Below are 15357 nucleotides of genomic sequence, written 5' to 3'. Positions count from 1 at the left end.
TCTGTCGACTGAATCACCGCATTCGCGAGCAAGCCCGCTCCCACAGGTTATCGGCCGCACGCTACATTGGTATAAATCAAATTGCCAGCGGCGAGCATCATCCCGCAAAACCCGTCCCAAGGCGTCTATACCAAAGCGTTAACCCCAGACACCCATGTCTGATATTCAGCCCCCTCCTTTACCCATAAATTTTCCCCAGCCGCCGAATGCAAGGCCACCAGCCTTGCGAGCGCTCCCTCCAGAACCGAATGGGTATTGAAAAATGACTGATGAGACCAGCGGAACCTCCCGTCGTGGCCTGATTACAACCGGTGCCATGGCCGCCGCCCTGGCCGTGGCGGTGCCGGCGCTTGCTGCGCATCAGGCCCCGTCCGCCGCCAGCACAACCGGCAACACCGGTGGCAAAGGCAACACCAAGGGCTCGGGCACCTTCACAGTCAAGGACGGCACGCAGATTTTCTACAAGGACTGGGGCAGCGGACAGCCAATCGTGTTCCACCACGGCTGGCCGCTTTCCAGCGACGACTGGGATGCGCAGATGCTGTTCTTCCTCGGCAAGGGCTTCCGTGTCATCGCCCACGATCGCCGTGGTCATGGCCGCTCGACCCAGACCGATACCGGCAATGAAATGGACACCTACGCCGCCGACGTCGCCGAGCTGATGGCGCACCTGAACATCACCAACGCCATCCATATCGGTCACTCCACCGGTGGCGGTGAAGTGGCGCGTTACGTCGCCCGTCACGGCCGTGGCCGCGTGGCCAAGGCGGTGCTGATCGGCGCCGTGCCACCGATCATGCTGCGCACCGCGAAGAACCCCGGCGGCCTGCCCATGGACGTTTTCGACGGCTTGCGCAAAGCCGTGGCCGACAACCGCGCGCAGTTCTATCGCGACTTCCCCACCGGTCCGTTCTACGGTTTCAACCGTCCGGGCGCGAAAGTCTCGCAGCCTGTGATCGACAACTGGTGGCGCCAGGGCATGAACGGCGGGATCAAGGCGCAGTACGACTGCATCAAGGCCTTCTCGGAAACCGACTTCACCGATGACCTGAAAACCATCGAAGTGCCGACCCTGGTCCTGCACGGTGAAGACGACCAGATCGTGCCGATCGCCGATTCCGCGCAACTGACCATCAAACTGCTCAAGCGCGGCACCCTGAAAACCTACCCGGGCCTGCCCCACGGCATGTGCACCACGCATACCGAGGTGATCAACCAGGACCTGCTGGCGTTCATCAAGGGTTGATGTGCGGCGCTCTGAGCCTTGGCTATAAACCTTAGGCCAGAGCGTCTCCTGAGCTGCTTGAATAAAAGCTATTCGCATGACGCAGATCTGGATCTAGAATCGATACACGCAGACTGATCGACAGACCAATCCGAATCCCCGAAGATCTGCATCAGCCACCAACGGACACACCCCATGGACATAGCGCCACGATTCATCATCCATGAAACCGAGCACTGGATACTCAATCATCACATGTCGTCAAAGCTTCCCGGCTATCTGGTGCTGGGGACTCGTTACCCTGTCCGCTCGTTGTCCGACTTGCCGGAAGAAGCGCTGATCGAAATGGGCCCGCTGCTGGCCCGCGTGCAGAAAATTCTGCAAGCGGAACTGCAACCCAAATGGCTCTACATCAGCCGTTTCGGTCACGACCCGCGCTTCCCCATCCATTTTCACTACATTCCGGTCTACAGCTGGGTCGAAGACTTGTTCTGCAAGGATGAGCGCTATCGCGTGCTGAAGAATTTCGGCGTGGGGGCCGATGCGCATACATCGACCGATGGCGCGGAAATGACCCTGTTCGTCTGGCGTGAATTCGGCGAGAGCCTTGAGCCCCCGAGCATTCAGGGGCCTTCGATCGAGCAGACCATCGAGCGCCTGCGGTTGGCGTTTGGGGGTCCCCTGCCATTTCATGCGGCGGAAAGACAGACTGTTATCGAGCCGCTGCGCCAAGGAACTCACTGACCGCCGCGAGCACCCTGTCCGGGGCCTCGCGGTGCGGCACATGATGACAATCGTCCACGATCAGATACTCGCCCGTGCCAGTCGATAGCCGGGCGATGCGCTTGGGATGCAGGTCCGAACCGTATTCATCGTACTGACCATGAATGGCCAGCGACGGGCAGTTGATGGCGTCGACCGTGTTTTCGATCGTCCAGTCGCTGAACGCCGGGGATAGCCAGGTCTCTGTCCAGGCGGCCAACACCCAGGGCGCTTTCGCGCCGTGATACTTCTCCAGCCTGCCCATCTGCCCCGGCTGTGCGAACTGCTCCTTGGCGACTCGAATGCCTTCCAGGGTGCGATCCTCGACGAACGCCTGCGCCGACACCGTGATCAGGGCCGTGCAGTGCTGCCCGTACAGGGACGCGCACACCGCCGCCATCGCCCCGCCAACGCTGTGCCCGAAGGCAATGAAATCCTCGATCCCCAACGCAGCCTTCAAATGCCCGAAAAACCCTGCGGCTTCATCGCGGATGAAGTGCAGAGGCAGCGTGCCGGGATACGTATCGGACTGGCCAAAACCGAGGCGGTCATAGGCAATCACTTCGTGCCCGGTCGCGCGGCACAGTTGCTCGGGGAAGTCGCGCCACAGGGCCACGCATCCCAGCGAATCATGGAAAAGCACGATGGGCGGTTTCGCCGCAGTGCCCACGCCCTCTTGCGGGAACCAGCGACTGGCAAACAGCCGACCGTGGGGCGTATCGATCCAGAGCGTTTCAGTACTGACGGACAAATGCATGCAGGGCCTCGTGGAGCAGTGATCACCGGACTGTAACAGCTTGTTGTACAACCGGCATTGCCCTGCGAGGCTCTTGCCGTTAGGCAAAGCGCTCATTACAATTGCTAATAATTCTCAATTAGAAAAAGCATTGACGCGATGAGTGACCTTCAGTCTGCGGTTTATCAGCACCACGTTCGCTCGGTCGAAGCCCTGTACGTCGGCCATCAAGGCTGGCTGTACGGATGGCTTCAGCGAAAACTGGGGAATCGCGTGGATGCCGCAGACCTGATGCACGATACCTTCACGCGCATCCTCGCCGGCAAGTCCCTGCCGGACCTTGCAGAGCCGCGGGCCTATCTGACCTGTGTGGCCAAGGGCATTCTCGTCAATTGGTATCAGCGTCAGGCGCTGGAACGTGCCTATCTGTCGGCGCTGGAGCAAATGCCCGAATCGCTGGCCCCCTCCCCCGAACAACGCTTCCTGATTCTGGAAACCCTGCATGAAGTCGATGCGATGCTCGATTCCTTGCCGATCCTGGTCAAGCGCGCGTTCCTGCTGTCGCAGATCGGCGGGATGAAGTATCACGATATCGCGACGAAGCTGGATGTATCGCTGATAACCGTCAAACGCTATATGAAGCAGGCCTTCGTCCAGTGCCTGACGTTGACGCCAGCATGAACGCCCCTTCGAAGATCAACCCCGTCGCCCTGGAAGAAGCCGCCGAGTGGCTGATGCGCTTGAGCGAAGGCTCGCTGAGCGAGCGTGAACTGCTGCAATGGCAACAATGGCGAGCCAGCAACAGCGAATGCGAATTCGCCTGGCAGCGTGCGGAGACCCTGATGGGCAAGCTGGGCGGATTGCCGCCGGAACTGGCGATGCCGGCACTCGACCGGCCCGACAACCCGCAGCGCCGGGCGATGCTCGGGCGCCTGGCCGCGTTGCTGGCGCTGGCCCCGGCGGGCTGGATCGGCTGGCAGTTGAACGAGCGCCTGGGCTGGACCGCCGACTATCACGCCGGGATTGGCGAGCGTCGCGAGCTGACCCTCGCCGATGGCAGTCAGCTGACCCTCAATACCGATACTTCGGTCGACGTGAACTTCGATGCGCAACAGCGCCTGATCCGCGTGCGTCGCGGTGAAATCCTGGTGCAGACGGCGGCGGATATTCAGGTGCCGGGCCGGCCGTTCCGGGTTTCCACCGAACAGGGCCTGATGCAGGCGCTGGGCACCAGTTTCAGTGTTCGCGAAGACGACGGTGTCACCCGGTTGGCGGTGCTGGAGGGTCGGGTGCAGATCGAACTGTACAGACGTCCGCAGGCGACGCCGATGATCTTGGGTGCGGGACAGCAGACTTCATTTTCTGCCTCTGTCATCGGCCCGATAAAGTCCGCCGACAGCGCCCTGATCGCCTGGAGCGAAGGCATGCTGGTGGCCGACGGCATGCCGCTGGGAGAGTTTGCGAAAGAACTGGCGCGCTACCGCCATGGCCTGGTGCGCTGCGATCCGGCGGTGGCCAAGGTGCGGGTTTCCGGTGCATTTCCGCTGGACGACAACCGCCAGGCGTTGAATATGCTGGTGCAGACCTATCCGGTCAAAGTGAGCACGCATCTGGGCGGTTATTTGCTCACCATTTCCCCCGCCTGAACACCTCTGTAGGAGCGAGCACGCTCGCGATGGTGGTCAACGATGACGCTGGAAACCTGACGCCCCGCGGTGTCCCGTCCTCCATCGCGAGCGTGCTCGCTCCTACAGGTAAAAATATTTTTGCCGGGGGCTGATACTTTTTCCGCACTCGGCTGGCAAGGGAAGAAACACCCCTTTCCCTTGCCGACAGGATCACGACTCAAATGCCCGTTTTACGCGCCCAACGCTTCGCTCCTCCCCTGCGCCACACCCTTTTCGGCCTGCTGATCGGCGGCACCTGCGCCTCTGCGTGGGCGGCGCAACCGGCTGCCATCAGCGATGTGCGCAGCTATCAGATCCCGGCCGGCCCGCTGGGGCAGACCCTGTCGCGCTTCGCCGCCGACAGTCGCATCGCCCTGTCCTTCGACCCGGCCCTTACCGACGGCCAGCAAAGCCCCGGCCTGTCCGGCACCTATTCGCCACTCGAGGCGCTGAGCCGCCTGCTGAACGGCACCGGCCTGGACATGGTCCAGCGCAGCGATGCCAGCTACACCCTGGTGCGCTCGGCCAACAGCGGCGCGTTGCAACTGGGCGCGACATCGATCAACGCCCAACTGCTCGGCCTGACCACCGAAGGCACGCATTCCTACACCACCAACGAAGTGAGCATCGGCAAGGGCAACATCAAGCTCAAGGACATCCCGCAATCGGTGTCGGTGGTCACCCGCCAGCGCATGGACGACCAGAACATGAACAGCCTGCAGGACGCCATGCGCCAGGTGACCGGGGTGACGATCAAGACCTACAACTCCGGTTCCAGCCTCAACGACGTGTACATGCGCGGCTTCCTGGTCGATCAGGTGCAGGTCGACGGCGTCTCGCAACCCACCGGCCAGGGCGACATGGGCACCTCATTCGACCTGGCGATGTACGACCGCATCGAAGTGCTGCGCGGCCCGTCCGGCCTGTACCAAGGTGCGGGCGAACCCGGCGGCACGATCAACGTGGTGCGCAAGCGCGCCCTTGGCCAATTCGCCATCGGCGGCGAACTGGCGGCCGGCTCGTACGATCATTACCGTTCCTCGGTGGACGTCACCGGTCCGTTGAATGAACAGGGCAACGTGCGCGGACGTTTCATCACCGCCTACGAGAACAACAAATCCTTTGTCGACTACGCGCAGAACGAACGCCCGATGGTTTACGGTCGCCTGGAATTCGACCTGGATCCGGCCACCACCCTGTCGGTCGGCGGCGCCTATCAGCAGAACCATTCCACCCCGGCCTTCGGCTTGCCCGCCTATGCCAACGGCAAGCTGCTGGACGTGCCGCGCTCGACCTTCGTCGATGCGAAGTGGAATGAACTGAACGAAAAAGTCTGGGAAACCTTCGCCGAAGTCGACCACGCTCTGGACAACGGCGGCCAGTTCAAGACCACCCTGACCTACCGCGACGCCGAAACCCCCAAGCGCAATTTCACCTGGGCCGACGGCGCGGTCGACCCGGACACCGGTGACAGCTGGGCCGTGGCTTACAACTACTACACCCACATCAAGACCATCGGCGCCGACAGCTTCGTTACCACCCCGTTCGAGGCCCTGGGCCGCACCCACGAATTCACCGTGGGCGCCGAATACCAGCATCTGGACAAGGACTTCACCTACGGTGGCGGCGACTACTTCCCGATCAATGTCTTTGATCCTGGCAGCATCGACATTCCGAAACAGGACTACGTGAAGGACAACGGCAACTGGTCCAAGTCCGATCAATACGGCCTCTACACTCGCGCCAAGCTCAACGTCACCGACTGGCTCGACGTGATCGGCGGCAGCCGCGTGACCTGGTACGAAAGTGAGGCGAAAAACGCCAACGCCTTCTTCAACAACTTCGGCAGCGCCAGCACCAGCATCAACCGCAAGGTGGTGCCCTACGGCGCGATCATCGGCAAACTCACGCCCGAGCTGTCGGCCTACGCCAGCTACACCGGCGTGTTCAAGCCGCAGAGCGAACTGGGCGCCGACAATACGCCGATCGGTCCGCGTGAGGGTGAGCAATACGAGATCGGCCTCAAGCGCGAATTCTTCGACGGACGCCTGAACGCCAGCATCGCGGTGTTCCGCATCTACGACGAAAACCGCGCCGAATACAACAACAGCATTGCCGCGTACATGTCCGAGGGCAAGGCGCGCAGCCAAGGCTGGGAAACCGAGCTGAGCGGCAACCTGACCGACAACTGGAGCATCATCACCGGTTACGCCTTCACGTCCACCAAATACCTGAACGCCGAGGACGGCTCCGAAGGCAAGACCTTCAGCACCATCACGCCCAAGCACAACTTCAACCTGTGGACCAAGTACGAATTCAGCGACGGCCCGCTCAAGGACTTCAGCGTCGCCGGCGGTGTTCGCGCGGTCAGTGACACCTACTACCAGCGTGAAGTGAAATTCCAGCAAGGCGGCTATGCCATCGCCACCGCGCAGGTGGGCTACAAGATCAACGAAAACCTGTCGACCACCCTGACCGCCAACAACCTGTTCGACCGCAAGTACTACGACCGGGTGGATGCATCGTGGGGCACCAACTTCTACGGCGATCCGCGCACCGTGACGCTGGCGGTGCGGGCGCAGTACTGAGCCCACGGTCTCTGGCGCAGCCTGCGTTCGGCTCTGTAGCAGCTGTCGAGCTTGCGAGGCTGCGTCCGGCTGCGAAGCAGTCGTAAAACCTGTGTACCGGATCTCCCTGAAAAACCTCGGTGCCCGAATTTACGACGGCTACGCAGCCGGACGCAGGCTGCGCCAGCTGCTACAGGTCCGGTGCCCTACACTCAAGTCGCCTTCCCCTCCCCAATCACATCATCCGCCCAACTGACCGCCGCCACGACCGTCGGAAACCCGATGGTGCTGGTAAGCGCAATCAACGCATGCCGAACCTGCTCCGGCGTCCCCCCCGCCTCCAGCGCCCGCCGCGCATGACTATGCACCGCCCCCTCCGAGCGAACCGCCGCCGCGGCACCCAGCTGAATCAACTGCACCGACAACTCATCCAGTGGCCCCGCATGCCGAACATTCGCCCCCAACGCCTCCACAGCCTCCAGAAAATCCGGGTAAGTCCGTTTCAGGTTTTCATACGTGGTGTGATCTCTCTTCTTCGCCATGTGAACTACTCCGCGAGCATGTAAACGCATTTCATTGTAGGAGTTGATGGACACAAAATCCGTGGACGCCCCCGAACCACTGTAGGAGCGAGCATGCTCGCGATGGTGGTCAACGATGACGCTGGATGTCTGAATGCCCGCGGTGTCTGGGCGTTCATCGCGAGCAGGCTCGCTCCCACAGAATCAGCAAAAACTTGCAATAATTGACAGTAGGCTAAGCTATGTTCAGCCAATTGCTCACGATGCTCGCATCTGCAGGTTTGGGTTGTTTTCTGGAGAGCGTCTGCAACGGCTATTTCAGACAGGCCCCCAACCCATTGCGCAGGACTTGCCTCGATGACCGAGCCTCTTCTCAGTTTCGACGAACTCAAGCGTGCCGCCGTCTCCGGCGAAATCGACACCGTTCTGGTGTGCATGGTCGACATGCAGGGCCGGCTGGTCGGCAAGCGATTCCAGGTCGAATTCTTCATCGACTCAGGCTACGAAGAAACCCACTGCTGCAACTACCTGCTGGCCGACGACATCGACATGGAACCGGTGCCCGGCTACGCCGCCGCGAGCTGGAGCAAAGGCTACGGCGACTTCGTCCTCAAACCCGACATGAGCACCCTGCGCAAGGTGCCCTGGCTGGAATGCACGGCCCTGGTGCTGTGCGACGTGCTCGATCACCACCATCGCCAGGACCTGCCCCACAGCCCGCGAGCGATCCTCAAAAGACAGGTCGAACGCCTGCGCGAACGCGGCTACAAGGGCATGTTCGCCTCGGAACTGGAGTTCTACCTGTTCGACGAGAGCTACGAAGCCATCCACAAACGCAACTACTACAAGCCGAAAACCGCCGGCCATTACATCGAGGACTACAACATCCTGCAGACCACCCGCGAGGAGCCGGTGATGCGGGCGATCCGCAAGCACCTGCAGGCCTGCGGCATTCCCGTGGAGAACTCCAAGGGCGAATGGGGCCCGGGCCAGGAAGAGATCAACATTCGCTACGCCGACGCCATGACCATGGCCGACCATCACGTGCTCATCAAACACGCCTGCAAGGAGATCGCGCAGCTGCAAGGCAAGTCGATCACCTTCATGGCCAAGTGGCGCTACGACGCCGCCGGTTCCAGCAGCCACATCCACAATTCGCTGTGGGACAAGAACGGCAAGAAGCCGCTGTTCTTTGACGCCAAAGCCGAGTTCGGCATGTCGAAACTGATGCGGTCCTGGGTGGCCGGGCAGCTCAAGTACGCCGACGACATCACCTGTTTCCTGGCGCCCTACATCAATTCCTACAAGCGCTTCCAGGCCGGCACCTTCGCCCCGACCCGGGCGGTCTGGAGCCGCGACAACCGCACCGCCGGCTTCCGCCTGTGCGCCGAAGAGAGCAAATCGATTCGCATCGAATGCCGCATCGGCGGCGCCGATCTCAACCCTTACCTGGCCTTCGCCGCGCTGATTGCTGCGGGGCTGGCGGGCATCGACGAGAAACTCAGCCTCGACCCGCCCTACGAGGGCGACGCCTACGCCAATGAAGAGCTGCCCGAAGTGTCCAAGACCCTGCGCGACGCCAGCGCCGCCTTGAAGGGCTCGGCCATGTTGCGCGAGGCCTTCGGCGATGAAGTGGTCGACCACTACGTGCACACCGCCGAATGGGAGCAGAAAGAGTACGACCGGCGGGTCACAGACTGGGAACTGCAGCGCGGCTTCGAGCGTTATTGATCACTCCAGGGTTGGGCAATCATGACTGCAACGATTCAACTCATCTCGCCGGTCGATGGCCGGATCTATGCCGAGCGCCCGTACGCCGATGCCGGGCAGATCGAACAGGCGCTGACGGCGGCCACCAGCGCCCAGGCGCAATGGAAACTCAGACCTCTGAGCGAACGCGCGGCCTATTGCAGCGCCGCGGTGGACGCGATGCTGGCGATGAAGGACGACATCGTCCCGGAACTGGCCTGGCAGATGGGCCGTCCGGTGCGTTATGGCGCCGGCGAACTGCGCGGTTTCCAGGAGCGCGCCCGGCACATGATCGCCATCGCGCCGCAGGCCCTGGCTAACGTCGAGCCGACACCCATCGCCGGTTTCCGCCGGCATATCCAGCGCGATCCGCTGGGCACGGTGCTGGTGGTCGCGCCGTGGAATTACCCCTACCTCACGGCGGTCAACACCATCATCCCGGCGCTGATGGCGGGCAACAGCGTCCTGCTCAAGCACGCCTCGCAAACCCTGCTGGTCGGTGAGCGTTTCGCCGAAGCCTTCCGCCGTGCGCGCCTGCCCGAAGGGCTGTTCCAGAACCTGCTGCTGAGCCACGAGCAGACCGGCGCGATCATCGGATCAGGTCGTGTGCATCAGGTGAATTTCACCGGCTCCGTGCCCGCAGGCAAAGCCATGGAAAGGGCCGCCACCGGCAGATTCCTCGGCCTGGGCCTGGAACTCGGCGGCAAGGACCCGGCTTACGTGCGGGCCGACGCCAACCTCGAATACGCCGTGGAAAACCTGGTGGACGGCAGCTTCTTCAACTCCGGGCAAAGCTGCTGCGCCATCGAACGCATCTACGTCGATCAGTCCCTCTATCCGCAATTCATCGAACGCTTCGCCTCCTTCACCCGCCAGTACGTGCTGGGCAATCCGCTGGACGAAGCCACGACCCTCGGCCCGCTGATCAATCCCGGCGCGGCGGACTTCGTTCGCAAGCAGATCGCCGACGCGCTGGCCCAGGGCGCCAAGGCGCTGATCGAGCCCCAGGCCTTCGCCCCCGACGTCTCGGGCAGCGCCTACCTGGCGCCGCAGGTGCTGGTCAACGTCACCCATCAAATGTCGGTGATGCGCGATGAAAGCTTCGGTCCAGTGGTCGGCATCATGCCGGTCAGCGGAGATGACGAAGCGGTGGCCCTGATGAACGATAGCGAATTCGGCCTCAGCGCCTCGATCTGGACCTCGGACCTCGCCGCCGCCGAACGCCTGGGCAACCGGGTCGACACCGGCACCCTGTTCATGAACCGCTGCGACTACCTGGACCCGGCGCTGGCCTGGACCGGGATGAAGAACAGCGGGCGCGGCGTGACTCTGTCGAGCCTGGGCTACGAACACCTGACCCGCGCCAAATCCTTCCATTTGCGCCACGAGATCTGAACCATGAGCCTGAAGGGAAACTGGAACTACCCCACAAGCATCCGCTTCGGCGTCGGGCGCATCAGCGAGCTGGCCGAGATCTGCCGCAGCCAGGGCATCCAGCGACCCTTGCTGGTCACCGACAGTGGCCTGGGCAAGGCGCCGATCACCACCGCAGCGCTGGAGGCCTTGCGCGGTGCGGGGTTGGGAGCCGAGCTGTTCTGCGATCTCAAGCCCAACCCGGTGGAGGCCAATCTGGCCGGCGGGCTTACGGCCTGGCGAGCCGGCAATCACGACGGCGTGGTGGCTTTCGGCGGCGGCAGTGGCCTGGACATGGGCAAACTGATCGCCTTCATGAGCGGCCAGACCCGCCCGGTATGGGATTTCGAGGACATCGGCGACTACTGGACCCGTGCCGATGAAAAAGGCATCGCCCCGATCATCGCGGTGCCGACCACGGCGGGCACCGGCTCGGAAGTGGGCCGCGCGGCGGTGATCATCGACGATCGCACCCACACCAAACGCATCATCTTTCACCCGAAAATGATGCCCCGGGTGGTCATCAGCGACCCGGCGCTGACCGTCGGCATGCCGCCGAAAGTTACCGCCGGTACCGGCATGGATGCGCTGTCGCATTGCCTGGAAGCCTACTGCGCACCCGGCTTTCATCCGCTGGCCGACGGCATCGCGGTGGAAGGCATGCGCCTGGTGAAGCACGCGCTGGTGCGTGCCGTACATACCCCGGACGATCTCGACGCCCGCGCCAACATGCTGGCCGCCGCCGCGATGGGCGCCACCGCTTTCCAGAAGGGACTGGGCGGCATGCATGCCCTGGCCCATCCCATCGGCGCGCTGTACGACACCCATCACGGCATGACCAACGCCACGCTGATGCCCTATGTCCTGAAATTCAATCGCCCGGCCATCGAAGAACGCATCGTCCGCCTGGCCGCGTATCTGCAACTGCCCAAACCCGACTTCGACGGTTTCATGGCCTTCGTCCTCAAACTGCGCAAGGACATCGCCGTGCCGCACACCCTGTCCGAGCTGGGGGTGGATGACAAGCAGGCCGAGTTGATCGCCGATATGGCGGTGGTCGATCCGTCGGCGGGTGGGAATCCGTTGCCGCTTACCAAGGCGGGAGTTTCGGAGATTTTTGCGGCGGCGTTTCACGGTCGCTTGTAATGCAGCGATGAGTACTTTGCAGTGAGGGAATTTTGTGGCGAGGGGGCTTGCCCCCGTTGGGTCGCGCAGCGGCCCCAAAAAATGGGACTGCTGCGCAGTCCAACGGGGGCAAGCCCTCTCGCCACAGGTTTCGCTCGGCCTACCTGATTCGCTGTCATCAGGTTTATTCCGGGCAAATCCAAAAGTAGAAAACAGGAGCAGTACAACAAGGGGTTGAAGGCCGAGCTGTCCGCCGTCGCGGATGGATGCGTATCAAAACCTGAAGGGGCACACCCGATGAGCACAGTAAACCAGCCCGGCACCGAGGCGCATGACGATGACGTCAAAGTGCTGCACAGCATGGGCTATGCCCAGCAGCTGTCGCGACGAATGGGGGTTTTCTCCAACTTCGCGATTTCCTTTTCGATCATCTGCATCCTCTCCGGAGGGATCAACTCACTGGCCCAGGGCACCTCGGGCGCAGGCGGTGCCTCGATCGGCATCGGCTGGCCGTTAGGCTGCCTGATCTCGGGCGTGTTCGCCCTGGCCATGGCGCAGATTTCCTCGGCCTACCCCACCGCTGGTGGCCTGTATCACTGGGGCTCGATCCTCGGAAACCGCTTCACCGGCTGGCTCACCGCCTGGTTCAACCTGCTGGGGCTGGTGACGGTGCTGGGAGCGATCAATGTCGGCACCTACTACTTCTTCTTCGGCGCCTTCGGACCGACGCTGGGGATGGAAGACACCGTAACCACCCGGGTGATTTTCCTGGCGATCCTCACAGGCCTGCAGGCCCTGTGTAACCATCTGGGCATCGGCCTGACCGCCAAGCTCACCGACTTCTCCGGTTACTTGATCTTCGCCACCGCGCTGGCGCTGACCGTCGTCTGCCTGATCTCGGCGCCCAGTTTCGAGTTCGCGCGGCTGGTGACCTTCGGCAACTACTCCGGCGCGGCCGGGGGCGGCGTGTGGCCAGAGGCGTCCAACGCCTGGATCTTCATGCTCGGCCTGCTGTTGCCGATCTACACCATCACCGGCTACGACGCCTCTGCCCACACCTCCGAGGAAACCCGCAACGCGGCGGTCTCCGTGCCCAAGGGCATGGTCATGTCGGTGCTCTGGTCGCTGCTGTTCGGTTGGCTGATGCTCAGCGCCTTCGTGCTGATGCTGCCGAACATGGACGACGCCGCCAAGCAAGGCTGGAACGTGTTCTTCTGGGCCATGAATGCCCAGGTCAACCCGCTGCTCAAGGACGCACTGTACGTGGCAATTTTCATCTGCCAGGTCCTGTGCGGACTGGCCACCGTGACCTCGGTGTCGCGGATGATCTTCGCCTTCTCCCGGGACGGCGGCCTGCCCTGCTCCAAGGCACTGTCCTCGGTGTCGCCGACCTTCCGCAGCCCGGTCGCCGCGATCTGGACCGGCGCGACCCTGGCGGTACTGTTCGATTGGGGTTCTTCGGTGATCTCGGTCGGTGAAACCCCGGTCTACACCATCGTGGTGTCCTGCACCGTGATCTTCCTGTTCTTCTCTTTCATCATCCCGATCGTGCTCGGCCTGTTCACCTACGGCACCGCGAAATGGCCGGTCATGGGGCCATGGAACATGGGGCGATTCTGGTACACGGTGTTCGCCCTGCTCTCGGTCCTGTCGATGGTGATCATCTTCGTCATCGGCATCCAGCCACCCAACGACTGGGCGCTGTACATCACCATCGGCTTCCTGGTGCTGACGGCCATCGTCTGGTTCGGCTTCGAAGCACGGCGCTTCCAGGGGCCGCCGGTGGGGGATGTGATTCTCAAGCGCCAGGCCGAAATCGCCGCGGCCGAGGCAGCATTGAACAAACAGACATAATCGCCACCCCCCTGTAGGAGCGAGCTCGCTCGCGATGGTCGTCAACGATGACGCGGGAAACCTGATACCCCGCGTTATCGTTGGCCTCCATCGCGAGCAAGCTCGCTCCTACACAAAAACCAGTGCAGCCAACAGCAATCTTTTCTCGCCACAGCGCTCTTACCATCCAGGTTCTTCATCCAAAAACAAGAGAAGAACCATGGCCGCCACCCTCTCGCAACAAGGCGACAGCACCGATTATTCGGTGGTCGCCGTTCCCGCAACACACCGCATGCCCAAAGGTTCGTTGACAATGGCCTGGTGGGGTATTTGCAGTGCGATGTTCTGGCTGGTGGTGTCCGCCACCCTGGCCATGACCTTTGGCACTGCCAATGCGATCATCGGACTGCTGTTGTCGGTGGTCACCTATGCGCTCATCAACGGGGTCATTTCCCGTTATGCGATCCGGACCGGGTTGTCGGTCGCGCTGTTTTCCCGGGTGCTGTTCGGGCACAAGGGGGCGGTGCTGGCGACCCTGATTTTCTTTGCAACCGCCACCTACTACAGTGTGTTCGAAGGCTCGGTGATTGCCATTGCGATCCAGAACTACATGCCCAACCTGTCGCTCAACCAGGCTTATCTGCTGGTGGCGCTGTACAGCGTTCCGCTGATCCTGGGGCGTGTGCAGAACTGGATGGACAAGCTCAACGGCGTGCTGCTGCCGTTCTATCTGATCGGTCTGGTGGCGCTGGTGGTAATGACCGTCGAGCAATACGGCTACAGCAACGCCTGGCTGCAAATGGGCCCGGCCGGAGGACCCGTGAAGAACGGCTGGTGGGATTGCTTCAGCTACTTCATGGGCGTGTGGATCCTGATGATGTACACCTGGGACTACGCGCGCTTTGGTCGTGAGGAGGACACCCGCTATCACGCGCGCTTCAACTTCGGTCTGCCGTTCTACACCTTCACTTTCCTGATCAATGGCCTGGTGGGGATCTTCCTGGCGGGGACCATTCCTACACCGGGCGGCTTGAGCGAGGTGTCGGTGGTGATGGCGATCATCGAGCTGATGGGGTTCTGGGGTCTGATGTTCGTCTGGGTCAGCCAGACGCGGATCAACTCGGCGAATTTCTATCTGGCGGCGACCAACATGCAGGCGTTTTTCGGCGGCGTCGGGCTGGCCCGGGTGCCTTATTGGGTCTGGGCGGTGGCCGTCGGCGCGCTCGTGTACACGCTGATGCGCTTGAACGTTTTCGAGTACATCCTGCAGGCCCTGGCGTACCAGAGCATCTTCGTGGTGGCCTGGGTGGCGATCGCCCTGGCGCATATCTTTTCACCGCGCTATGGGCAGCTGTTCCAGGATCGCATCGAGTATCAGGTGGATCGAGTCAGTGCCTTCAACCCCTGCGGGCTGGGTGCGTGGTTCCTCGCTGCGGGGCTGGGCATTGCCTTGCTCAACAGCGGTCATGCGGACCTGGCCACCTGGTCGGCGCCCGTCACCTTCATCTGCGCGTTCGGGGCTTATTGGCTGCTGCTCAACAATGCCCGGCGCAGCTGGTTCGTGCGCGCCAACTACACCTGATTCCTCTGCCTGTGAATGCAAACCCCTGTGGTGAGAGGGCATGCCCTAATGCCAGTCAGTTAAGGCAAAACGCGGTCCATGTAGCAGCTGGCGAAGCCTGCGTCCGGCTGCGAAGCAGTCGCAGAACCTGCATGCGAGGTCTGCCTGGAGCACCGCGTTGCCTGATTTCACGACTGC

At 62.1% G+C, this 15357-nt stretch carries 12 protein-coding genes; 10 read left to right on the top strand and 2 right to left on the bottom strand.

Features of this window, described 5'->3' with window-relative positions:
- The first annotated feature begins 262 nt into the window (after positions 1–262).
- Together ACW9JE_RS21520 and ACW9JE_RS21515 are read left to right on the top strand one after the other, a co-directional pair.
- Positions 263–1246, top strand: coding sequence for an alpha/beta fold hydrolase (locus ACW9JE_RS21520; protein WP_224534774.1), 984 nt, complete (start codon positions 263–265; stop codon positions 1244–1246).
- A 174-nt stretch (positions 1247–1420) separates the two neighbouring features.
- A complete protein-coding gene (locus tag ACW9JE_RS21515) occupies positions 1421–1969 on the top strand; it encodes an HIT family protein (RefSeq protein ID WP_457433877.1) in 549 nt (182 codons plus the stop codon).
- On the opposite strand, the gene ACW9JE_RS21510 is transcribed toward ACW9JE_RS21515, so the two are convergent.
- A complete protein-coding gene (locus ACW9JE_RS21510; RefSeq protein WP_457433876.1) occupies positions 1938–2744 on the bottom strand; it encodes an alpha/beta fold hydrolase in 807 nt (268 codons plus the stop codon). The two genes, ACW9JE_RS21515 and ACW9JE_RS21510, sit on opposite strands and share 32 nt — an antisense overlap.
- Positions 2745–2882: 138 nt before the next feature.
- Here ACW9JE_RS21510 and ACW9JE_RS21505 point away from each other — a divergent pair, with 138 nt between their 5' ends.
- From ACW9JE_RS21505 to ACW9JE_RS21495, 3 genes are all read left to right on the top strand, one after another.
- A complete protein-coding gene (locus ACW9JE_RS21505) occupies positions 2883–3404 on the top strand; it encodes a sigma-70 family RNA polymerase sigma factor (protein WP_457433875.1) in 522 nt (173 codons plus the stop codon).
- Positions 3401–4369 (top strand): FecR domain-containing protein, encoded by a 969-nt coding sequence (locus ACW9JE_RS21500; RefSeq protein ID WP_457433874.1) that lies wholly within the window; start codon positions 3401–3403, stop codon positions 4367–4369. Before ACW9JE_RS21505 ends, ACW9JE_RS21500 begins: the two co-directional genes overlap by 4 nt.
- 203 nt (positions 4370–4572) lie before the next feature.
- The gene (locus ACW9JE_RS21495; protein ID WP_457433873.1) at positions 4573–6978 is read left to right on the top strand and encodes a TonB-dependent siderophore receptor; all 2406 of its coding nucleotides are present in this window, start codon (positions 4573–4575) and stop codon (positions 6976–6978) included.
- A 191-nt stretch (positions 6979–7169) separates the two neighbouring features.
- On the opposite strand, the gene ACW9JE_RS21490 is transcribed toward ACW9JE_RS21495, so the two are convergent.
- Positions 7170–7499 (bottom strand): carboxymuconolactone decarboxylase family protein, encoded by a 330-nt coding sequence (locus tag ACW9JE_RS21490; protein ID WP_457433872.1) that lies wholly within the window; start codon positions 7497–7499, stop codon positions 7170–7172.
- 336 nt (positions 7500–7835) lie between these two features.
- Between ACW9JE_RS21490 and ACW9JE_RS21485 the strand changes: the two genes are divergently transcribed.
- The 5 genes from ACW9JE_RS21485 to ACW9JE_RS21465 all read left to right on the top strand — a co-directional run bounded on the left by ACW9JE_RS21485 (position 7836) and on the right by ACW9JE_RS21465 (position 15180).
- On the top strand, positions 7836–9209 hold the full coding sequence (locus ACW9JE_RS21485; RefSeq protein ID WP_224534788.1) for a glutamine synthetase family protein: 1374 nt from the start codon (positions 7836–7838) through the stop codon (positions 9207–9209).
- A gap of 21 nt (positions 9210–9230) precedes the next feature.
- The gene (locus ACW9JE_RS21480; protein WP_224534789.1) at positions 9231–10622 is read left to right on the top strand and encodes an aldehyde dehydrogenase family protein; all 1392 of its coding nucleotides are present in this window, start codon (positions 9231–9233) and stop codon (positions 10620–10622) included.
- Between the two features lie 3 nt (positions 10623–10625).
- Positions 10626–11786 carry an iron-containing alcohol dehydrogenase gene (locus tag ACW9JE_RS21475; protein ID WP_224534791.1) on the top strand — a complete coding sequence of 387 codons (1161 nt, stop codon included), beginning with the start codon at positions 10626–10628 and terminating at the stop codon, positions 11784–11786.
- A gap of 276 nt (positions 11787–12062) precedes the next feature.
- A complete protein-coding gene (locus ACW9JE_RS21470; protein ID WP_224533094.1) occupies positions 12063–13619 on the top strand; it encodes an amino acid permease in 1557 nt (518 codons plus the stop codon).
- 199 nt (positions 13620–13818) lie between these two features.
- On the top strand, positions 13819–15180 hold the full coding sequence (locus tag ACW9JE_RS21465) for a purine-cytosine permease family protein (protein ID WP_457433871.1): 1362 nt from the start codon (positions 13819–13821) through the stop codon (positions 15178–15180).
- Positions 15181–15357: the final 177 nt, after the last annotated feature.

It is taken from the genome of Pseudomonas sp. SDO55104_S430 (assembly GCF_054070595.1).
This window is presented reverse-complemented; position numbering and strand designations above follow the sequence as displayed.

Bases quoted from the DNA above. Each gene is read 5' to 3' on its own strand.
- ACW9JE_RS21480 (WP_224534789.1), top strand. From the start codon at position 9,231: ATGACTGCAACGATTCAACTCATCTCGCCGGTCGATGGCCGGATCTAT.
- ACW9JE_RS21505 (WP_457433875.1), top strand. From the start codon at position 2,883: ATGAGTGACCTTCAGTCTGCGGTTTATCAGCACCACGTTCGCTCGGTC.
- ACW9JE_RS21470 (WP_224533094.1), top strand. From the start codon at position 12,063: ATGAGCACAGTAAACCAGCCCGGCACCGAGGCGCATGACGATGACGTC.
- ACW9JE_RS21485 (WP_224534788.1), top strand. From the start codon at position 7,836: ATGACCGAGCCTCTTCTCAGTTTCGACGAACTCAAGCGTGCCGCCGTC.
- ACW9JE_RS21475 (WP_224534791.1), top strand. From the start codon at position 10,626: ATGAGCCTGAAGGGAAACTGGAACTACCCCACAAGCATCCGCTTCGGC.
- ACW9JE_RS21515 (WP_457433877.1), top strand. From the start codon at position 1,421: ATGGACATAGCGCCACGATTCATCATCCATGAAACCGAGCACTGGATA.
- ACW9JE_RS21510 (WP_457433876.1), bottom strand. From the start codon at position 2,744: ATGCATTTGTCCGTCAGTACTGAAACGCTCTGGATCGATACGCCCCAC.
- ACW9JE_RS21520 (WP_224534774.1), top strand. From the start codon at position 263: ATGACTGATGAGACCAGCGGAACCTCCCGTCGTGGCCTGATTACAACC.
- ACW9JE_RS21500 (WP_457433874.1), top strand. From the start codon at position 3,401: ATGAACGCCCCTTCGAAGATCAACCCCGTCGCCCTGGAAGAAGCCGCC.
- ACW9JE_RS21465 (WP_457433871.1), top strand. From the start codon at position 13,819: ATGGCCGCCACCCTCTCGCAACAAGGCGACAGCACCGATTATTCGGTG.
- ACW9JE_RS21495 (WP_457433873.1), top strand. From the start codon at position 4,573: ATGCCCGTTTTACGCGCCCAACGCTTCGCTCCTCCCCTGCGCCACACC.
- ACW9JE_RS21490 (WP_457433872.1), bottom strand. From the start codon at position 7,499: ATGGCGAAGAAGAGAGATCACACCACGTATGAAAACCTGAAACGGACT.